Raw genomic sequence first — 21692 nt, 5'->3', positions numbered from 1 at the left:
ATTTGGGGGCATAATGCGTATTTCGGTCATTGGCTGCGGGTACCTGGGGGCTGTCCACGCAGCCTGCATGGCCAAGCTGGGCCACGACGTCACAGGAATCGACGTCGACCCCGCGAAGGTCTCCGAGCTCTCCAACGGGCACGCCACGTTCTACGAACCCGTCCTGGACGAACTACTGAGCGAGGTGGAGGAGTCCGGGCGGCTGAGGTTCACCACGGACATGTCGGCAGCCAAGAATTGCCAGGTCCATTTCATTTGCGTTGGCACTCCCCAGAAACGCGGCGAGAACGGCGCAGACCTCCGGTTCGTGGACGCCGCTGTGGACGGAGTGGCACCGTACCTGGATCCGGGCGACCTGGTAGCGGGAAAGTCCACGGTACCTGTAGGAACAGCGGCGCGGCTGGAAGAAATCATCCACGCATCAGAACCGGATGCCATGCTGGTGTGGAACCCGGAGTTCCTGCGCGAGGGCCACGCAGTGTCGGACACCCTCAACCCCAACCGCTTTGTTTACGGGGTCCCCGACGGCAGCGAAGACCACCCCGCCGTCGCAATCCTTGACAGCGTCTACGAAGAGCCGCTCGCCAAGGGCATGCCCAGGCTCGTTATGGACTACGCGACTGCCGAACTCGTCAAAACTGCGGCAAACTCCTTCCTGGCCACGAAGATTTCCTTTATCAATGCGATGGCTGAAGTGTGCGAGGCAACCGGCGCCGACGTCACCCGCCTGGCGGACGCAATTGGCATCGACGACCGCATAGGACCCAAGTTCCTGAACGCGGGCATCGGTTTTGGTGGTGGGTGCCTGCCCAAGGACATCCGGGCTTTTATGGCCCGCGCCGGCGAACTCGGTGCCGACCAGGCCCTGACCTTCTTGCGCGAAGTGGACGCCATCAACATGCGCCGCCGCACGCGAGTGGTGGAGCTGACGCGCCAGCTCTGCGGCGGGACGCTGCTGGGCCAGCGCATCGCCGTGCTCGGCGCGGCTTTCAAGCCGGAGAGCGACGACGTTCGGGATTCCCCCGCATTGAGCGCCGCCGCGCAGCTGCAGTTGCAGGGCGCCACGGTCACTGTGACGGATCCGCAGGCCCTGCCTAATGCCGCCAAGCGCTTCCCCGAGCTTCCGCTGGAACCGGATCTGGAGGCAACGCTGGCCAAGGCAGACGCAGTGCTGCTGCTAACCGAGTGGAAGATCTACCGCGACCTGGACCCCCACGAAACGTTGGCGCTGGTGGCTTCACCGCGGATCCTGGACGGCCGCAATGTCCTGGACCCGGCCAAGTGGCGGGCGGCCGGCTGGACCTTCAAAGGACTTGGCCGGCCATAGCTCACGCCTCCGGTTTTGTTGCCTGCGACGTTGTTGCCTGGGATAGGGCGTCCTCGGCCGCGACCCAGGACAGCATGGCGCACTTCACACGCGCTGCAAAGCGCGACACGCCTTCGAAGGCGGCGGCATCGCCCAACACCTCGGGGTCCGCGGCTACCGTTCCGCGCGAACGCAGCACGTCCCGGAAGGTCCCGATCATCCCGGTGAACTCGGCCACTTCCATGCCCTCCGCCATTTCGGACAGTACCGACGCCGACGCCATGGAAATCGAGCAGCCGTTTCCGTCCCAGCGGAGCTGGCTGACCCTCCCATCCTTTACTGCTACCCGCACGGTGATCTCGTCCCCGCAGACAGGGTTGAGCTGGTGCGACTCGCCGTGGGCGTCACCGTCCGGCAAGGCCGCCGTAGCCAGTCCGCTGCCGTGCCGGAGCTTGGCGTGTTCGAGGATGATCTGCTGGTACAGCTGGTCGAGTCCCATGGTCTCCTCAAACTCCGAAATAAGGCCGCACGGCGGCGACGGCCTCAAGGAGGGCGTCGACGTCGTCGGTGGTGTTGTACAGGTAGGTGCTGGCCCGTGTTGTGGCCGCCAGGCCAAACCGGCGGTGCAGCGGCTGGGCGCAGTGGTGCCCCACCCGGACGGCGATGCCCCGGCTGTCAAGGAACTGTCCGACGTCGTGGGCGTGCACGCCGTCGACGTCGAACGCTGCCAGGCCCAAGCGATCTTCGCCGGCCGCCGGCCCCAGGACGCGGATGCCGGGGATCTCCGACAGGCCCTCCACCAGACGGCTACCGAGGATGGACTCCCAGGCGTGGATCCGCTCCATGCCTGTTTCGCTGAGGTAGTTCACGGCGGACGCCAGGGCGATGGACTGTGAGATGCGCTGGGTGCCGGCTTCGAAGCGCTGCGGCGACGGCAGGAAGTCGGCCTTCTCCATGGTGACGGTGGTGATCATGGAACCGCCTGTGAGGAAGGGCGGCATGGCGTTCAGCAGCTCCGACCTGCCGTAGAGCACGCCAACACCGGTAGGGGCCAACATCTTATGCCCCGAGAACACCGCGAAGTCAACGCCAAGAGCCTTGACGTGGACTGGCAGGTGCGGGACCGACTGGCAGGCATCCAGCACCGTCAGGGCACCGACGGAACGCGCCAACCTCACGAGCTGTTCCACGGGATTGATGGTGCCCAGGACGTTGGACGCATGGGTAAACGCCACAATCCGCGTGCGGTCGCCAATGACTTTGGCGGCCTTTTCCAGATCCAGTGTTCCCACATCGTCAATGGGGATGTAGCGCAGCACTGCGCCCGTACGGATGGCCAACTGCTGCCATGGAATGAGGTTCGCGTGGTGCTCCATTTCCGTCACCACGATTTCGTCGCCTTCACCCAAGGCGAACCGCGCCGCCTCGCTGCCCGCGCCCGGCAGGCCGGCGTTGAGGAACGAATAACTGAGCAAGTTCAGGGCCTCGGTGGCGTTGGACGTCCACACCACTTCATCCCATTCAGCACCGATGAAGGCAGCCACCGAGGCGCGGGCATCCTCAAATGCCTCCGTGGCCTCGACGGCAAGGAAGTGGGCTCCGCGATGGACGGCGGCATTTCGCTGTTCGTAGAACTCCTGCTCGGCTTCGATGACGCTGATTGGGTTCTGGGACGTAGCACCAGAATCCAGGTACACCAGGCGTTGGCCATTGACCATCTGGTCGAGGATCGGGAAGTCATTGCGGATGCGAAGTATTTCCTCGTTTCCCAGCTCCGTCGCTGACGGCCGAAGATGGATAGGCGTGGCGACCATGGGGCGGCTCCTGTTTCCGTGGCTGGCACCCCGGCATCAATGCATTAGTGACCGGGATTACGTCACATCGATTGTGCCTAATTATCCCACGGGAGCCCTTGCCTGCCTCATAAGGGCGGCCTAAGCAAGGCTCAACTGCAGACGGCCGCATCCGCGTCGATGCTAGTGACCCGGACGTTGCGGAACTCCACTGGCAGCCCGCCGTCGTCGTCCTTGATGAGCGAAAAGTAGCCGCCGCGGAAGGCCGTATCCGCGGAAACCACCTTTTGCGCCGAGCTGGAGGGCGGGGCACCTTCCGAGGCATTCCGGGTGATGGCGATGCCTTGCCGCGTGACAAGGATGCTGAGGCGCTCCCAGGCTCCCGGTTTGGGCGGACTGCCGTCCGAGGAAGCCAGCAGGGTTGGCTGCGCTTCATCCGGGGAGAGCCGGTACAGCACCAGCCGGCCTCCGGCCGTGAGTTCCACCACGTAGCCCGTGCTGAAGGGACTTTGGCCCGGTTTCCATGCGGCGTCGTCGTCCTGGCCGAACGCGAGGCCAGCGCCCTGGTCAGCGGCCGGCAGTACCCCGCTCCAGCGCGACTGGGCCTCAAGCCCCCAGCCGGCGAGGGTCACCGGGCCCATGGAACCCAAGGTGTAGGCGGCCGATCCCGGGATGCCAAGCCGGACACCCTCGTCGAGGAAGTCAGGCTGCTGCGTCCAGTCACTCGCGGCGTCCCAGGGCAAGTCTCCTGCCGCGCGAAGCCCGGCGCGGAAAGAGTCCTGCAGGGCCACTGCTTCGCGCTGCAGGACGTAGCGGACGTTGGAACACATCATGCCTCGGACACCAAGCGAAAGGAGCCGGTCCCGCTCGCTCCGCCGGTGCACCTCCCAAGCGATGACGGGGCGTCCGGTAGCCACAAACTGGCGGACAGTGTCGTCCGGGGCGCTGCTTGGGACGCCCAGGAGGTCGACGGCGTCAAGATACTGGCCGGCCTTGTCCAGGTCCGCTGTCCCGAAGTAGCCCCACGTGGTGTAGCCGCTTGCGTGGGCTTCCCGGTGGTCGGTTGAGGTTCCGGGCTGTTTCCAGACAAAGTGGTCGCGCGAATCGGGGTAACTGTCCATCAGGGCCAGGAGGGCTTCGGTGTTGGTGCCTTCCTTGTCCTCTATGAAAATAACGTGTGTGGCGGCGTAGGCGTTGAGGACTTGCTTCAGCGTAGGGATTGGTTCGAGGCTGCTGGCTGGGCCCAACCAGGCCCTGGCGTTGTTCCGCAGCGAGGCCAATGCCGCGTAGCTTGCACGGGGAATCGTCATGTCGAAGCCGGTCATGCGTTTGGTGTTGGCGTCGTGATGGCACACCAGCACGCCATCGGCAGTAGCCCACACCGAGACTTCGAGGGCCTTCAACCCGGCCGCGACAGAACCGGCATAGGCACGCATTGTGTGCTCCGGCCAGTTGTCGCCCGAGCCACGGTGCGCGATGTAGAAGCTGGGCGTGGACAGGAGGTCGGCCAGGGTGTGGATTCCGCCCGGAGCTGCGGGAACGTCCGTCACCGGCGCCAACGCTGCCGCGGCGGTACTTTGCCCCGGAGCGGGGGTCAGCGGCGTCGGACAGCCCGCACAGCCGGCAATGCCGGCCACCGCGCCGACGGCCGCAAGACCCAAAAAACGACGACGGCCGAACTGCTTGGCCATGGCGCGCACCGCCGTCGTTAGCTCAGTGCCGGGGGCGCCAGCCCCGGCACTTCGCTGTGCCCGTCGGCGCGCCGCTTCATCCGTTTCAGCGCCCACCGGGATGGCATCCACTCCTCGGCGGCAGTGTCCCCTGCCATGACCACCATGGCCAGCACGGTCCAGACCAGGATGCCTGCCACGGAGCGCGTGGCCAGGGAACTGTAGGTCTGGGGTACAACGATGGCCAGGATGCCCGCGAGGGTCAGGCCCCTGAGCTGGTGGCGGGTGGCACTGCGGACCACCAGGTACGCCATTACGCCGAAGTACATCACGGCGAAGATGATGCCAATGTCAATGCTGTACATCACCAGGGGATTCTCGAAGCTGGTCCCCAGGCCAGCCTGGTCAGCCACGCGATAACTGGCTCCTATGCCCTGGCCGGCAATCAGGTAGTCCCGCCAGTGGGCAATGAAAGACTCGAAGGCGAGGGCCCTGGCCTCCGCCGAACCCGTATCGTCCTGCAGGCGGCTTGCCACACCGGCGAACAAGGGTGAAAGCACCAATGCCACTGCTACAAGAGCCATAGAGACGAGCAGTGCCGCCCTTAGCCACACAGGCCGTTTGGCGAAAATTACAACTGTGACCACCGCGAACGCCAGCACAAAAAGGCCTACGCGCGACTGGGTGATCAGGACACCGGTGCCCATGATGGCCAGCAGCACCGCCTGCATGGAATTGCTGCGGAGTCCTGCCAGCAGCGGCGCTGTTACAGACACAGCCAAGGACAGGGCGAGGGGCTGGTCCAGCGTACCCATCCAACGGTCCGTGCCCGGATTGAACCAGTATTGGGTCAGGAACCCCCTCTCGTAGAACAGCACATCGTGGGTCAGCCACTGCGCCAAGGCCACCAGGCAGACCACCGCAACCAAGCCCACCAGGAGCGTGCGGAGGAAGACCACCAGGCGGGGGTCATCGAACGCTGCCGACAGCAGCACTAGGAAGAACAGGATCGGGGCAACGATCTGGTCGACCAGCAGCACCATGCCTCCGCCCGCCTCCGAGGTGAAGGAGGCCACGAAGCCTGCGACGACCACCAGGAGCAGGACCAGGAAAACAAGGAAGTTGCGGGCAAGGACGATCGCGATGCTACGGGGATCCTCCAGAAGCCGGACAACGAAGATCGAGACAATGAGCCAACTTGCGGCATGCACGGACAACGGTCCTGTGGCCACGTCTGTGATCAACTGGCTGCCGACCACCGGTACCAGGAACCAAAGCGCCAGGACAGCTGCAGCCGCAAGCCTGATGCGGCGCCGGAGCGTAAAGGCCACCGCCACGCACAACGCAATCCAGAGCGCCAGCTGCATTCAGCTCACGACCCTTGCGGATGGCTGCTGGGCGCCTGCGGCCATGTGAGTCCGCTAGCTGCGGCGACGCGGCAGCATCGCGTCCTGCTGGGCTGCGGGCGGCCGTTGAGGGGCTGCCTCCTGGTTCGTCAGGGCCTTTTCCTTCCCTGCTGCCACTTCTTTCTCTGCAGCCTCTGGCCGCGGTTCCTGCCGGGAACGCTTGATGCCGCGGCGGTGAAATTCCGTCATCCGCTCCGGAAGCCCGTTAACCACCACCCCGAGGAGCCGGCTGTCCACTGAGCGAAGGTTTTCCACTCCTGCGGCCAGTTCCTCCCGCCGGACGCGTTCATGCCCGACTACTATTACCGCTCCATCCGACATAGCGGCGAGGATGGCAGCATCGCTCAACGGCAGCATGGGCGGCGCATCAATCACCACCTTGTCGAAGCCGGAGCCGATTTCCGGGAACAAAGCTTTCATGGCCGCGCTGGCGAGCGATTCAGTGGGCCGCAGCGGAGCGTTGCCTGCAGCCAACGCAAAAAGTCCCGCCTGCTGCGTTGGCTGGACCACTTGGCTCTGGGGCAGTTGCCCTGCCAGCAGGTTCGCCACACCCGCACTCTTCTTCAGGCCAAGATCGGCCGCCAGCCGTGGGTGCCGCAGATCGGCCTCGATCAGGAGGACTTTATGCCCCGCCTCAGCCCAGGCACGGGCAAGGAGCAACGCCACGGTCGATTTGCCCTCGCCTGCGGTGGTGGAGGTCACCGTAACGGTATGGATCCGCGCTTCCAGAGGGAGGAAATCCAGGTTGGTCCGCAGTCTTTGACCGGCCGCCTCGATCATCGATTCGGAGTCATTGTCCAGAATTCCGCGCAACGACAGGCTTCCAGTCAGCGGCTTTCCCCCCAGCGATGTGGCGGCGTTCCATCGCGGGAAACGGGCCAGCAACGTCAGCCCGGCTGCCAGTTCAATCTCTTGCGGAGTCCGCAGGGAACGCCGCATGCGCCTTCGAACAACCGTCAGTGCGATTCCCAGCGCTGCTCCCAAAGCCGCTCCGAGAGCGAGGTTCAGGGTGACGCGCGGTGAGACGGGTGCTCCCGTTGGCGTTGGACCCGCAACGATTTTGAGGACGGTTTGTGGCAAAGGATTCGGGGTGGCGGTGGCCTTCTCCTCGAGTTCATTGATTGCGGGGCCGAAGTTCGCCGCAATGGCTGACGCCACGGCCATCGCTTTGCCGGCATCCGGCATGGCGGTCACCACTGTCAGCAACAGCGTGTCCTTGTCGCCCGAAGCACTAACTGCCTGCTGTGCCTCCGCGACTGCCACTCCAGCAGAATTGCCTTGAATCAGGCGTTCCAGGAACTTATCGCCCTTGACAAGGGCCGCATAGGACAGCACACGCCCTTTCGAGAGCTCATTGGACTGAAACGCCGACTGCCCCTGGACCTGGGGGGACACCACTAAGAACCTGACGGTACTTTGGTAGCTCGGCTCGATGGTTGCGGTAACAGCGCCTGCTGCTGCGAGTCCAATCACGGCGCACAGCACTACTATCCACCAACCGCGTGCCATGGCGCGGAGGTACTCGGACAATTCCACAGGCAGCCCCCATACCCGGCAGCCACGGACGGGCCGGAGGGGTCCCTGGAGACCGTGGCACCTTGTATCGGACCATTATTGACCGGGCCGCCCCGGCGCGGGAAGACCCCGGGAATCCTAGCCAAACACCAGTCCCGGCCTTAGGCTTTCTGGTAGCTTCGGGCGAACAGGAATGGTCTCCAATGACGTCGGCCACCCGCCGTTCCAAGGGCCCCCGGGAGGCAGCCTTCCGTCCGGTGCTGCTCTTCGTCGCGAAGTATTTCTTGGGGGCATTGTGGGGAATCCGCAAGGGCAATTTTCCGTCCTCGTGGCCCACCCGAGTGCCGACCTCTACGGTTCGGACCGGGTGCTGCTGGAGACCGTCGACGGCCTGCTGGCCGCCGGGGCGAGGGTCCTTGCCACGCTCCCCTCTGCCGGTCCCCTCATCCCGGAACTCACTGCCCGAGGCGTCAACAGCGTCCTCTGCCCTACACCGGTGCTGCGCAAGAGCTACCTCTCCCCTGCCGGACTCCTGAAGCTGGCAGGAACGGCCGTCCGCGGCACGTTCGCCGGGATCCGGCTTCTGCGTGGCAGCCGGCCAGACGTCATTTTGGCGAACACCATAACCGTCCCCCTCTGGACCCTTCTCGGAAGGGCCGCTGGAATTCCCGTCGTCACGCACGTCCACGAGGCCGAAGCCAATGCTCCGCATCTGGTCCGCATGCTCCTGGCCCTCCCCCTGGCCGTGTCTTCCGCAATCGTGACCAACAGCCGCTTCAGCGCGGACACCCTCGGTTCCTCCTTGCGGCGGCTGGACGGCCGGTCCACGGTTGTCTACAACGGTGTGCCGGGCCCGCCGCTTGTCGCGGCAGCCCGGGACACGCCCGACGGCGGACTACGGGTGGTGTACATAGGTCGCCTTTCCAGCCGCAAAGGCGTGGATGTGGCCATCGACGCCGTCCTGCGGCTGAACAGGCAAGGGCAAGCTGCCGTACTGGACGTCGTAGGGGCCGTCTTTCCCGGGAATGAGGAGTACGAGGAGAAGTTGCACCGCCAAGTCGCGGACGCTGGAGCGTCGGACCTCGTCAGGTTCCACGGTTTCCAGCCCTGGGTATGGCCGTTCCTGGCAGCGGCCGATGTGGCAGTGGTGCCGTCAAGGCTGGATGAGCCCTTCGGCAACACAGCCGTGGAAGCCCTCTTGGCGGCGCGGCCCGTGGTGGCCAGCGACACCTCTGGTCTTCGCGAAGCAGCGGGCGGCTACCGATCCGTCCAGTTCGTCGAGCCTGGCAGCGCTCAAGAACTGTGCAACGCCCTGGCCGCGGTTGCGGCCGACTGGCCGACATTCAAGGAGCACGCCCTTCAGGACGCGGGCACCGCCGTCGAACGGCACAGCCCGGAACTGTACGGGCGGCGCATGGCGCACCACATCCAGGCAGCGGCGCAGACCGCGGCTCAGCGCAAGCGGGCGGCGGGGGCATGAAAAGTGCCGAATCATTCACTGGACGAGCCGCAGTGCGCGGGGTCCGCTGGAGCTTGGCGGCGGTCCTGGCCCGGCAAGGTTTCCAGATGGTCTGCGCCATCGTCCTGGCCCGCTTGCTCGGCCCTGAAAGCTACGGCATCATCTCCGCGGCAACCATCTACGTCACCCTGACCGGGCTTTTCCTGGACCAGGGCCTGTCTGCAGCGCTGATCCAGAACGCCAGCGTCACCCGCCGGGCGGCCGGCGCCACCGCAACGCTAAATCTGGCCGTCTCCGTGGCGCTCGGGGCAGCCACGGTGTTCCTGGCCCCCGCGGTGGCAGGCTTCTTCCGGGCCGACGCCGTGGCGTTGCTGCTCCTTCCTCTGGCGGCGTCCATCCCTTTGAAGGCGCTCGCCATAACGCCAAGGGCCATGCTTTCCCGGGAGCTGCTGCTGCACCATGTCGCCCGCGCAGACATCGCTGGAGCGGCTATCGGCGCCGCTGCCGGCGTTGCGGCGGCATTCCTTGGGGCCGGCTACTTTGCGCTCGCGTACCAGGTCCTGGCCACCGACGTTGTGACGGCAGTGCTCCTGCTGGCCGCATCCCGGGGGCCTGCCCCCAACATCCACCTGGGCGAGGTGCGGCCGCTGCTGGCCTTTAGCCTGAGCGTCTTCGTCACCAACTGCCTGGCCTATTTCTCGCGGAACGTGGACAACATCCTGGTCGGCAGGGTTCTTGGCGTGGCCTCGCTCTCCCTCTACAGCATGGCGTACCGGATCATGGTGATCCCCATCCAGCTGGTGGGCCAGACGGTCAATCGGATCATGTTCCCGGCATTTTCCCGCGCGGCGGACGATCCAGCCAGGCTCGCCGAGCACCTCCGCACGTCCACCCAAGTAGTGGCGATGATGGTGGTACCCGCCATGGCCTACGTGGCCTGCGCCGCGCCCGCCCTTGTGCACCTGGTCCTGGGCAATGCCTGGCTCCCCGCCGCCGGAATCATCAGCGTTCTGGCCATCGGCGGAGCGCGGGAAACCATCTTCTACGTCACCCCCTCGCTGATGAAGGGCCTCGGCAAGGGCAACTTGATCATCCGGTATGAATTGCTGGCAGCGGCCCTGCAAGTTGGCGGCATCGTGGCAGGGCTGCAGTTCGGTCTTTTCTGGGTCGCCGTCGGCTTGGTCGCCGGAGGCTTGGCGCTGGTTCCGGTCCTGCTGGCCATCCAATCACGGCTCACCGGACTGCGGATTCGCCAGCAGCTGGCTGTCATCTGGCCGCCGATCCACGGGGCGCTGTGGGGCTCGGCCGCCTATTTGGGCCTGGCGCTGCTGGGCTGGTCCGCGTTCCCGACGGCGGCAGCCGGGTTGGGCGCATTCCTGGTGGTTGACGCCGCCGTCCTGTCGATAGTCCACCGCAACCACTTACGGCCTTTCCTGGGCCATGCCCGGACGCTATTCTCGCGTCAGCGCGCGGCCCTGGACGATCCGCAACATGCCCCGGCCAGGCAGGCAAGTTCCGCGCACGGGAATGCACGGGATGGAGCGGCACATGACGGACGGTAAACCCAAATCCGTGGTTGTGGCCGTGCTGACCTACAAGCGGCCGGAGGACTTGGCACTCGCCCTCCCCCGGCTCTTGGCCCAAGCCCTGTCCGTCGACGTGCCGGCCACGGTCATGGTGGTGGACAACGACCCTGAGGCCAGCGGGCTCCCCACAGTGGAAAGTGCCGCCTCAGCCCTCCTTCGCTATGTCCACGAACCGCGACCCGGAATTGCGGCGGCCCGCAACAGGGCACTTCACGAGGCCTCGAAGGACGATGTCCTAGTGTTCATCGACGACGATGAGGTCCCGTCAGAGAACTGGCTCAAAGACCTTCTGGCGCTGTACCACTCAAGCGGCGCTGCCGCCGTCGTTGGTCCTGTCATCAGCGAATATGCCCAGGTACCTGAACGCTGGATCAGCGAAGGGCGGTTCTTCGACCGCAGGCGGCTGCCGACCGGGACCAGCCTTACCGTTGCCGCCACTAACAACCTCCTCCTGGACCTGGAGAAGATCCGCTCGCACGGGCTGGAGTTCGACGAGCGGTTTGGCCTCAGCGGCGGATCAGACACCCTTTTCACGCGCCGCCTGGTACGGCTCGGCGAGCTGATGGTCTGGTGCGACGAGGCGTACGTGGTGGACCGCGTTCCGGTGGGTCGGCTGACGCGTAACTGGGTGCTCCGTCGCGCTTTACGGAGCGGGAACTCGGCTGCCCGCGTGGGCCTGGAATTGGCGGAGGGACCCTGGGAAACGGCCGCCGAGCGCGCGCGGAACCTGGGTCTCGGCGGGATTCGCATCCTGGGCGGAATGGCACGACTGGCGGTGGGCGCCGCCACTGGCTCCATCGGACAACGGGCGCGAGGGCTGAGAACGATTGCCCGGGGCGCAGGAATGGCGTCGGGAGCCTTCGGCTACGTCTACAGCGAGTATCGGCGCAGATAACGATTCAGAGTGACCCACGCCATACACGCACCACAGCGCGCGTCGCGTTACGCAGTGGGTCTGGAAGTTTTTTGCCCTGTGTTTTCGCCGACGCGAAGCCGGTGCGGCGAGCCTGAAATCACGCGGATTTCGTCGGCGTGTCGCATATCGTTATCGAGCTGCAATCTAACGGATCAGAGCAGGGTTACCACCGTTATCAATTTGCAACCTAATTGCACCTCTACTAGCGTGGTGGCTCAGATAGCCGGGGTCGGGGATGCCTACGGGAAACGTCAACTAGCAGTTGGATGAGGGCTCGCCCACCGCCATGGTCTCAGGCGATTCCAGTTGCCTTGACACCGCACATTTACACGCTCGCTGACTCGGTCTTTTCCGCAGTTGCCTAGCAAGTCTGTGCAATTCCCCGTGCCCGGAGAAGACTGAAGAGGGACACAACGTGGCAATTCGCACAGAAAACAAGAAATTGCGGGCAACCACCCTCAGCGCGGCTGTCCTGGCTTCAGCGGCACTCGCACTGACGGGTTGCGGACAGACCGCTGCGAAGAACGGCAACATCAGTCCTTCCGCGGGCGTCGAAGCGTCCGCCACGCAGGACTCCAGCCCTACCCGCACGCCCGCACCGTCGCCCTCTGCGCCTGCCTCAGCCACGCCCACCGCGTCGGCCACACCGAGTGCCTCCGCCGCCCCCAAACCGAGCACCTCGGCCAACGCGAACCTGGCGGCACAGCCCGCACCGCTGGCAAACACTGGTACCGGCAGCCGCGCCGGCCTCGTCACCGGCAGCTACAAGCCGACTGAGGCTACCACCGGGGTTCCGGCAGGCACGGCCCTGACGCCCTACAACACCAGTGGCGCCGACCTCGTGATCACCACCGACGGCACCGTCCTGGACAGCCTTGACATCTACGGCGACATCAAAGTCCGCGCCAAGAACGTAGTCATCAAGAACAGCCGCCTGCACGGTGGAAGGCAGATCCCTGGCGGGAACACCGGCATCATCGACGCGAACAATGCCAACGTCTCCAACTTGGTGGTCGAGGACAACACGATCATCCCGGATGCCCCGTCGTATTACCGCGATGGCATCGTGGGCCACGACTACACGGCCAAGCGGAACCACATCAAGGGCACCAACGACGGCATGGGCATCTTCAACCGCCCCGGCGGCCCCGTACAGGCCAACGTCACCGCGGAGAGCAACTACATCCATGCCCTGACCTTCTGGTCCAACGATCCCGCCCACAGCGACGGCACGCACAATGATGGCATCCAGGTCCAGGGCGGCACGAACATCCGCATTGCCGGGAACAACGTGGTGGCAAACGCGGTATTAGGCGCCGGTTCAGGTCCCAGCCCCCGCGGGGAACACGCCGGAATCGGCATCATGCTCCAGCAAAACGTGGCCAAGCTGGAAAATGTGGTTGTGGATGGCAACTGGGTGGACGACGGACAGACTTCCATCAACATTGACAACGGCAAATACTCCAACATCACCGTGACGGTGCAGAACAACCTCCTGGGCCGCAACCAGCTTGATTATGGGAACGGCTCCAAGTACCCGATCCGTATTATCAGCCGCGCCGCAAGCACGGTGATTGGTCTGGAGACCAATCGCTGGGCAGACACCCTGGCCTTCCTTGTGGAAGGCCGCGACGGCGGCATCCGCTACAACAGCTAACCCTTCAAAGCCGCAATCCCCCGCTTCAGCTCAACCGACTCTGTCGGCTGAGGTACTTCCCCTTGCCCAAAACCCTTGCCCAAAACTCCTTCTTGTATGCGCATCAGCTCCACTTCCGAACCAAACCGGATTCACGAACCTGACTGAGGAATAACAATGATCAACTCGCATGACTTCACCAGACGGAAGGCCCTTGGCCTTGGCATGGCCGGCGTCCTTGGCGCCCTGAGCGCCACCTTTGCCGTCGCCCAACCGGCCACCGCGGCAACCACCCGCAGCTCACTGATTCCTGGAACCTACAAGCCGTCCGACTCCACCACCGGCGTCATCCCGGGTACCACCTTGACGCCATACAACACGGGCGGGGCCGACCTGATCATCACCCAGGAAGGCCGCGTCCTGCAGAACCTGGATATCTACGGCGACATCAAAGTCCGGGCCCGCAACGTAGTGATCCGCAACTGCCGCCTGCGCGGCGGCAAGCAGATCCCCAGTTCCAACACTGGCATCGTGGACGCCAACAGCGGGTCCTGCTACAACCTGTTGGTCGAGGACTGCACCATCATCCCGGACCGCCCCTCTCACTACCGTGACGGCATCGTGGGACACGAATACACCGCCCGCCGGAACCGGATCACGCGCACCAACGACGGCCTGGGTGTCTTCAACCGACCCGGCGGTCCCGTGCAGGCCAACGTGACCATTGAGGGCAACTACGTCAACCAGCTCACGTTCTGGTCCAACGATCCCGCCCACAGCGACGGCACGCACAACGACGCGATCCAGGTGCAGGGCGGCGAGAACATCCGCATCGTTGGCAACACGCTGGTTGGTTCGATCGTGACCGGAGCCGGCAGCGCCCCCAGCCCGCGCGGCACGCATGGCGGCTGCACAATCATGCTTCAGCAGAACGTTGCCAAGCTGAACAACGTCCTGGTCGAGAAGAACTGGGTGGACGATGGCCAAACGTCCATCAACATTGCCGTCGGCAGCAAATATCCGGACATCGTGGTGACAGTCCAGAACAACTTCCTGGGCCGCAACCAGTACGACTACGGCAGCGGCTCCAAGTACCCCGTCCGGATCATCAGCCGTTCCCGGAGCAAGGTCACGGGCCTGTTCACCAACAAGTGGGAAGACAACAACGTGAATCTTGCCGAAGGCCGGAACCTCGGCATCCGCTACGACAGCTAGGCTGCGCCTATCCGCCCTCCACGGTGAAGTCATCAAAGCGGACGTTCACTGGTGCGTTCGTGGCTGACCCGGAGAGGTAGGCAAGCAGTCCTGCGGCTCCGGCCCCCTGCAGCCCCGCGGCGGTGTCCGTGGCCGTGGCCTGCCAGTTGCCGGGTTCAGCCGTTCCGGTGCGCCACACCTTCGACTGGAGCGTAGTGGTCCCTGTTCCTGTGACGAGCAGCCGAATGTTCAGCGACTGCCCGGCCTGGACGGAGAGTCCCGTGCCGGATTGGCTGAGGGTGGTCTCGATTCCGCCGGAGAGTCGCGTGAGCTGCAGGGAGACGGCGCCGGCGGCGTCGATCTTGAGCTTGCCGCGGTACTCTGACGTGCCTACGCGGCGGCCGATAATCCCCGCAAAGGTGCCGCCGCCGTTACCGACTTTGTCCACGTTCACCGTGACATTGGAGTCGGACGCCGCAGTGGAGACGCTTGCGAGGTAGGCGGATGGCCCGCGGCCCGCGGCGAGGTTGATGGTGCCCGCACCATTGCCCACGGAGAAGTACGACGACGAGCCGTTCAGTGTCCAGGTCCCGCCGGCGTCCGCGGTGCCCCACCCTGTGGCCAGTGCGCGGTTGAATGCGTCGGAGGCTAGGAACTGGGCCGGGGCGCCGCCCACGGTGACGGTGGAAGCGGTAGTCGCCGTGGCGCCGTCGTTATCCGTCACCGTGAGTTTCACCGTGAAGCTGCCGGCCGTCGCGTAGCTGTGCTGCGCGGTCACGCCCGAGGCGGTGCCGCCGTCGCCGAAGTTCCAGGCGTACGAAGCGATGCTTCCGTCGGGATCAGCGGAAGCGGAGGCGTTCACGCTCAGCTGCAATTGGTTGACCGTGCTGGTGAAAGACGCCGACGGCGGCTGGTTGCCTGTTGATCCTGCGATGGTGATGGAAACTGATGATCCTGTGACTGCGTTCCCGAGGGGGTCACGGACGGATACCCGGTAGCTGTGCTGTCCCCCGGAAAGGCCCGAATCCGTGAAGCTCAGGGTGGGCCGCTGCCAAAAAGTGGACTGCTGGGAGACGGTGTGCACCGGGGTTGGGTTCCCGTCGCGCAGGATGGTGTACGTCAGGTTGGAGTTATCGCGGTCCCAGTTTGCCTGCCATTGAACCCGCACCTGCCCTGGGCCGGGACTGCTGAGCGTGGGCACGAAGCTTGATCCTGTAACACGGGGGCCCTGCTTGTTCGGCGCAATCTCCTTGAGCGCGAACCGGGACAGGCCCTGCTGGGGATTCTGGTTCACGTTGCGAAACTCCCCCACCATCACCACGTACTGATTAGTTCCGGTTACGGCCCAAGGACCCTGGCTCTGTCCACTCGCGGTACCTGTATCCATGTCCGGGAACCAGTTCAGCATGGAGGGCGCGGGTTGGCCCGTGAAGGATGGGTATCCCTGGGTGTCTTTAGTCAGCGTCCCGGTTGTTGCTTTGCTGAACGACACTGCCCTGTGCCACGTCCGGGGATTCGTTTCCGGGAAGCCACCCAGGTTCTGGCAGTAGTGCGGATGCCCAGCAACGTACACAGCAGTGTTGCTGGCGAAGGCGCTATAGGAGTCGCCATGGCAATCCTCGATCCACTTGATGCGGGCGTCCGACCAATTGGCTGCGAACGTGCCCTCCAGGTTGCCACCCGTGCCGAAAATGTAGCCGGTGCCGTAGAACGTGGTTCCGTCGCTGGACAGGGAAAGGATGGCGGATTCGGTGCCGGCGTCCCGCACAACGTCGTTGACCTGGATGGGCAGAGAGGCTCCAGTGGTGGCGTTTACCATGCCCAGGCCGTAGCCCGGCTTACTGGACCCGTTGAGCGTTGTGAAGGCACCGCCGACCACCACGCGGCCCTGCTCCGGGGATAGCGCCAGGGCGTTGACCCTGCCGTCGGCGGCGTTGGGTGCCCACGGCAGTAGCGCACCGTTGCTGGCATTGACCGCAGCGAGCCGGTTCCGCGACGCCGATCCTACGCTCGTGAACGTTCCGCCCATCCACACGGTGGTGTTGCTGGCAACGATTGCCCGCACACTGGCCCCCATGGACGGCGCGAATCCGCTGATCAGGGCGCCGGTGGAGGGATTCAGGGCTGCCACGCGGTTTCGGGTCACTCCATTGACCGTGGTGAAGTCTCCGCCGATGTAGATCCGGGAGCCGTCCGGCGACGCCGTGATTGCGAGCGCCTGGCCGTTGAGGACGGGCGCGAAGTTGCTCTTCAGCACTCCGGTGGCGAGATCGAAGGCCAGGATATTGCGCCGCGCCACCAGCTGCGTTCCGGCTGCGGCGCCGTAGGGTCTGGCGTTGCTGAATTTGCCCGCCACGTAGACGGTGCCGTTGAGCGTGACAGCCTGCCACGCAACGCCGTCGTGCTGTGCGGTGGGGAGGCTATCAGCGGTGACGGTGACCGGAGTCCTGGGGTCATTGGGGTCCACCGGCGCGGAATCCGCCCACGCCGTGCCAGGCAGGATGAGTGTCCAGGCCGATAGGCAGGCGGCCAAAAGGAGGGCGGCTCTGCTGCGCCGAGCGAATCGCGTTACCTGTCGCGGTAGCCCTCGTTGCCAGGACATCGCGGTGGCCTTTCTCCCGAAACCATTCCACAGGATCTTCGCCTGAAGCGTGGTGGGCGCTGAGCCGCTCACTATCAGCTATAGAGTAGCGTTTCCTTTCGCGTTGATCATTAGTGCGCTTGCCACCTTTTTTCCTACGGCGTTCCTACGCGGTAGTCGTCGAAGCGGAATGTGACGGGTGAGTTCGGGGTGCTGGTCCAGAGGTACGTCATCAGGCCCGTGGAACCTGCTGCCTGCAGAGATGCTGTGGCGTCCGTGGCCGTGAGCTGCCACGTGGCCGGTTCCGCGGCTCCATCCCGCCACACCCTGGCCTGCAGCGTGGTGTTGTTGGTGCCGCTCACCTGCATGCGCAGCTGCAGCTGGTCGTTTGCGGCCACGGTGAGCCCGGCAATGGTGAGCGTTTGGATGGTCACTTCCGAGCCGGCCACCACCCGGGTCAGGTAGAGAATCGCCGCACCGTTGGAGTTGACCCGCAGCTTGGCACGGTACTCGTCGGCTCCCACCTTCCGGCCGATGACACCTGCGTACATGCCACTGCCCGAGCCGATCTTGTCCGCGGACAGCTTGACCTGGACGTCGGCATTGGTGGAAGTGACGCCAGGGAGGGTGATCACGCGGCTGGTGCCGGCATCCGTCAGGATGCTGCCGGAACCGTTGCCGACGCTGAAATTGGTGCCTGCTCCCCCGCCAATGCTCCAGGAGCCGCCCGTGTCGGCTGCGCCCCAGCCATTGGTAGCGGTGCGGCCAAAGGCATCTGCTGCAAGGACGCCGGCAGGCGGCGGGGCAGCCGCCGACACGGTGACTGGTTTCGTTATGGTGCCGGTGGCCCCGCCGTTGTCCGTCACGGTCAGGGTCACCTGGTAGGTGCCGGCAGCGGCGTAGGTGTGCGACGCCGTCGAGCCTGTTCCGCTGGTGTTGTCACCGAAGTTCCACGCGTAGTTGGCGATGGTACCGTCGCTGTCCGACGATCCGGTGCCGTTGAACGAGGCGGCCAGGCCGTTGGGCGTGGCAGTGAAGGCCGCTGTGGGCGCCGCGTTCGGCGGCGGCGGGCTTCCCGCCGTTACGTTGAGGTCGTCGAACGTGACTGTGACAGGTGGGTTGGTTGCCCCACCGGAGAGGTAGGCCACAGCTCCGGTTCCGCCGGCAGCCTGCAGATCAGCGGTGTTGTCGCTGGCAGTCAGCTGCCAAGAGGCGGGCTCGGCGCCAGCCGCGCGCCAGACCTTGGCGTTGAGCGTAGTGGTTGGCGATCCGTCGATCTTGAGGCGAAGGATCAGCGGATCATTGGGAGCGGCAGTCAGGCCCGGCACTGCCACCGACGTCGCAGCAATGGTGGTTTCCACGTTGCTGACCACCTTGGTGAGGTAGAGCCAGACTTCACCGGTGGTGGTGACCTTGGCCTTGGCACGGTAGTCGTTGCTGCCTGCATGCCTGCCGAGCAAGGAAATGAAGGTGCTTCCACCGGCGCTCAGCTTGTCCACGGCTACCTTGATCCTGCCGTCGCTGGACATCGTGGCAACCGAGTTCAGCAACATCGTACGGCTGGAACCCGCTGCGGTGAGGACCACGTTTCCGGTGCCGTTGGCCACCGAGTAGTTGGACGTGGAACCCCCGGAGACGCTCCAGGCGCCGCCGATGTCCGCAGATCCCCAGCCACCCGAGGTAGTCCGGCCAAAGGCGTCCGCGGCGAGCACGGTGTTGGCCGCGGGGGCTGTCACCGTGACGTTCTTGGTGACCGTACCCGTAGCGCCAGCGTTGTCCGTGACAGTGAGCTTGACGGCGTAGGTCCCGGCCGCGGCATAACTGTGGCTGGTTGTGGCGCCGTTGCCGGTCGCCGAGTCGCCAAAGTTCCACGCGTAACTGGTGATGGTGCCGTCGGGGTCGGCCGAGGCGGACGCGTCGAACGCCGCCACGAGATTGTTTGGAGTGGCTGTGAAAGCGGCAGTTGGCGGCTTGTTGGGCGGAGGCGCCGTGACTGTCACCGGTTTGGTGACGGAGTTGGTGTTGTTGCTGTTGTCCGTCACTGTCAGCGTGATGCTGTACGTCCCCGCGGCTGCGTAGTTATGTTGCGCGGTTACGCCGCTGCCGCTGCTGCCATCCCCGAAGTTCCAGGCGTAGCTGGAGATCGGACCATTGGCGTCGTAGGACGCCGTACCGTCCACAGATACTGTGAGGCCGTTGACCGACGTTGCAAAGGCCGCTACCGGTGGGGAGGGAGGTGCGTTGACGCTGCGGCCTGAAGCCACAAAGTGCGCCTGGATCCTCGAGAGCGGCAGGGCTGCGTTGTAGATAGCGACGTCGTCAAGTTGGCCGTTGAAGTACCTTGTGGTGGGCGCCTGGGGCCAGTTGCTGAGGTTGTCCCCGCCGATCCGCCAGTACGCGTCGATTGGCCACGCCGTGGTGGTGTCGGTGCGCGAGGCCACAGCCACGCCGTCGACGAACAATTGCATTCCGCCGGAACTCAGTGTGGCCACCACGTGGTGCCACTGGTTGTTGTTGTAGCTTGCCGTGGTGCTGATGGTGGTGCGGGTCTTGCCGAGGGGCCGGACACCGAAATTGAGCTTGCCGTCATTGGACATATAGACGGCGCGGTCGTAATCGGCGGAGGGTGTGGTCTGGGAGTTGCCGTAGCTAATGATTTCGCCGCCCTTGATGCTGGCGGTCTTGAACCACGCCTCGAGGCTGAAGACGTTGGGCCGGTTGGCAAGGGTCGGGCTGCTGGCAACGCCGTCAGACGTGGCGTTGAAGGTTGCCGCGGTGTTGGGGTCGCCGTTGATGGCTCCGGGGGCGCCGAAAGTGACACCAGGCCTCACGATCAGGTCGTCCTTGCCGGCGAGGTCTACCCCGGTGACACCGCTTGCTTCGCCCAGCCGCCAGAAATTGGCTGGCTGGTCAGCCAAGACGCTTTGGGCATAGCTGCCCGGCGGGTCAACGGATCCGACGGCGGCGATGCTGACGGTTTCGCTGCGGGCCTCGTTGCCGAACGGGTCACGGGCGAAGATCCGGTAGCCGTACGTCTGTCCGGCCACGAGTCCGGTATCGGTGAACGTCATGCCGGGGCGCTTCCAGAACGTGGAGGCCTGGTTGAAGGTGGCAATCACGGCACCGTTACGGCGCACATCGTAGCTGAGGTTCTCATTGTCCTGGTCCCAGTTCGCCTGCCAGCGCACTCGGATTTGCCCGGCGGCAGGAGTAGACAGGGTGGGGTTGAAGTTCACGCCCGTGATGCGCGGTCCGCGCTTGTTCGGCGCTAGGTTGCTCTTGGCGTAGCGGACCATGCCCTGCTGCGGCTGGTTGTTCACGATAGTGAATTCACCGGCCATTACCAAATAGTCTCCCTGTGCCGCGATGGTCCACGGCCCCTGGTCCTGGCCGGTGAAAGTGCCGGCGTCCAGGATCGGATACCAGTTCAACAGGCCTGGCGCGGGCATTCCCGCGTAGTCGAAGTAGCCGTGGGATTCAGTGGTCAGCACGCCGGTGGCCGCCTTTGTGAATGCCAGTCCTCGGTTGAATGTCCAAGGCTGGGTCTGGGGGAAGCCTCCCACGTTGCCGCAGTAGTGGGCGTGGCCTGCCGCGTAGATCACGTCATCTATGGGTGCCATGGAGTACGTGTCCCCGTGGCAGTCCTCGATCCACTTGGTGCTGTTGTCCGCCCAATTGACTGCGAACATGCCTTCCAGGTTTCCACCACCCTGGAACGTGTACCCGGAGCCATAAACCACGGTGCCATCCGAGGCGAGGGCTGTAATGGCCGCCCCGGGGCCGGCGTCGCGGATCTTGCCGTTGATCGGGAAGGGCTGATTCGCACCCAGGTTGGTATCCACGCGGCCCAGCCCGTAGCCGGGGTTGGTGGTGGAACCATTGAGGGACGTGAAGGCTCCGCCCACCACCATGCTTGCCCCGTCGGGGGCAAGCGCCATCGCGTTGACCCGGCCATCGGCGGCCACGGGGTTCCACGGCAGGAGCGTGGCGTTCGAGGCGGTGACCGCTGCGAGCTGGCCGCGGGTTACGGAGCCGACGGCGTTAAAGAGTCCACCCATGTACACGGTGTCGGCGGTTGCCACGATGGCCCGGACCGACGCGGACATCTTGGGCAGGAAGTTCAGATCGATGGCGCCCGTTGTGGGGTTCAGCGCGGCGACGCGCCAAACCGTGGCGCCGTTGATGGCCGTGAACGAGCCACCGGCATACAGCCGACTGCCGTCTGGTGAAGCTGCGAGCGCCGTGACCTCACCGTTGATGGACGGGGCAAAGGCGTTGTCCAGGACTCCGGTGGTGAGGTCGTAGGCCAGGATGTTGCCGCGCGGTACGCCCTGTGTGCCCACTGCGGCACCTGCGGGCCTGGCCTCGGTAAAGGTACCGCCCACGTAGACCTTGTTGCCGATGATCACCTGCGCCCAGGCGACGCCATTGTGCTGGACCGTGGGCAGGCCATCCGCGGCGACCGTGGCTGGCGTGGGGGCGGCGGGTGCAGTATCCGCAACGGCCGGAGCGGCGGTAACAACCGCAACGGCGCCGACGCCGAGGATACCCAGTGACACCGCGACAGCACCGCTGGTGAGTGCCGCCGTCGCTGTCTTCAAAATGCTCCGAGTGCGAACGCCATCCCCAG

At 64.9% G+C, this 21692-nt stretch carries 13 protein-coding genes; 6 read left to right on the top strand and 7 right to left on the bottom strand.

Features of this window, described 5'->3' with window-relative positions:
* The first annotated feature begins 13 nt into the window (after nt 1–13).
* Nucleotides 14–1327, top strand: coding sequence for a UDP-glucose/GDP-mannose dehydrogenase family protein (locus tag LD110_RS12440; RefSeq protein ID WP_225499133.1), 1314 nt, complete (start codon nt 14–16; stop codon nt 1325–1327).
* 1 nt (nt 1328) lies between these two features.
* On the opposite strand, the gene sufU is transcribed toward LD110_RS12440, so the two are convergent.
* The 5 genes from sufU to LD110_RS12415 form a co-directional block, all read right to left on the bottom strand.
* A complete protein-coding gene (sufU, locus tag LD110_RS12435) occupies nt 1329–1805 on the bottom strand; it encodes a Fe-S cluster assembly sulfur transfer protein SufU (RefSeq protein WP_225499132.1) in 477 nt (158 codons plus the stop codon).
* Nucleotides 1806–1812: 7 nt separating this feature from the next.
* The gene (locus tag LD110_RS12430) at nt 1813–3120 is read right to left on the bottom strand and encodes a cysteine desulfurase (RefSeq protein ID WP_225499131.1); all 1308 of its coding nucleotides are present in this window, start codon (nt 3118–3120) and stop codon (nt 1813–1815) included.
* Nucleotides 3121–3251: 131 nt separating this feature from the next.
* Nucleotides 3252–4886 carry a glycerophosphodiester phosphodiesterase family protein gene (locus LD110_RS12425; RefSeq protein WP_225499130.1) on the bottom strand — a complete coding sequence of 545 codons (1635 nt, stop codon included), beginning with the start codon at nt 4884–4886 and terminating at the stop codon, nt 3252–3254.
* Nucleotides 4808–6136 carry an O-antigen ligase family protein gene (locus LD110_RS12420; protein WP_225499129.1) on the bottom strand — a complete coding sequence of 443 codons (1329 nt, stop codon included), beginning with the start codon at nt 6134–6136 and terminating at the stop codon, nt 4808–4810. Before LD110_RS12420 ends, LD110_RS12425 begins: the two co-directional genes overlap by 79 nt.
* A 54-nt stretch (nt 6137–6190) precedes the next feature.
* Entirely contained in the window at nt 6191–7711 is a 1521-nt protein-coding gene (locus LD110_RS12415; RefSeq protein ID WP_225499128.1) for a polysaccharide biosynthesis tyrosine autokinase, read from the bottom strand.
* A gap of 172 nt (nt 7712–7883) precedes the next feature.
* Here LD110_RS12415 and LD110_RS12410 point away from each other — a divergent pair, with 172 nt between their 5' ends.
* The 5 genes from LD110_RS12410 to LD110_RS12390 all read left to right on the top strand — a co-directional run bounded on the left by LD110_RS12410 (nt 7884) and on the right by LD110_RS12390 (nt 14502).
* Entirely contained in the window at nt 7884–9170 is a 1287-nt protein-coding gene (locus tag LD110_RS12410; RefSeq protein ID WP_225499127.1) for a glycosyltransferase, read from the top strand.
* Nucleotides 9167–10711 carry a lipopolysaccharide biosynthesis protein gene (locus LD110_RS12405; RefSeq protein WP_225499126.1) on the top strand — a complete coding sequence of 515 codons (1545 nt, stop codon included), beginning with the start codon at nt 9167–9169 and terminating at the stop codon, nt 10709–10711. Before LD110_RS12410 ends, LD110_RS12405 begins: the two co-directional genes overlap by 4 nt.
* Nucleotides 10698–11630, top strand: a complete 933-nt coding sequence (locus LD110_RS12400) for a glycosyltransferase family 2 protein (RefSeq protein ID WP_225499125.1) — start codon at nt 10698–10700, stop codon at nt 11628–11630. The genes LD110_RS12405 and LD110_RS12400 overlap by 14 nt, the downstream gene beginning before the upstream one ends.
* Before the next feature lie 436 nt (nt 11631–12066).
* Nucleotides 12067–13308, top strand: a complete 1242-nt coding sequence (locus LD110_RS12395) for a hypothetical protein (protein WP_225499124.1) — start codon at nt 12067–12069, stop codon at nt 13306–13308.
* Nucleotides 13309–13464: 156 nt separating this feature from the next.
* Nucleotides 13465–14502, top strand: a complete 1038-nt coding sequence (locus tag LD110_RS12390; RefSeq protein ID WP_225499123.1) for a hypothetical protein — start codon at nt 13465–13467, stop codon at nt 14500–14502.
* Between the two features lie 7 nt (nt 14503–14509).
* Here the strand turns inward: LD110_RS12390 and LD110_RS12385 are convergent, their stop codons facing one another.
* Both LD110_RS12385 and LD110_RS12380 read right to left on the bottom strand, forming a co-directional pair.
* Nucleotides 14510–17155 carry a PKD domain-containing protein gene (locus tag LD110_RS12385; protein ID WP_225499122.1) on the bottom strand — a complete coding sequence of 882 codons (2646 nt, stop codon included), beginning with the start codon at nt 17153–17155 and terminating at the stop codon, nt 14510–14512.
* 62 nt (nt 17156–17217) lie between these two features.
* Entirely contained in the window at nt 17218–21663 is a 4446-nt protein-coding gene (locus LD110_RS12380) for a PKD domain-containing protein (protein ID WP_225499121.1), read from the bottom strand.
* Between the last annotated feature and the right edge of the window lie 29 nt (nt 21664–21692).

Source organism: Arthrobacter sp. M4, assembly GCF_020251205.1.
Lineage (GTDB): Bacteria > Actinomycetota > Actinomycetes > Actinomycetales > Micrococcaceae > Arthrobacter.
The sequence above is the reverse complement of the archived record's forward strand: the minus strand, read 5'-3'. Positions and strand labels throughout refer to the sequence as shown.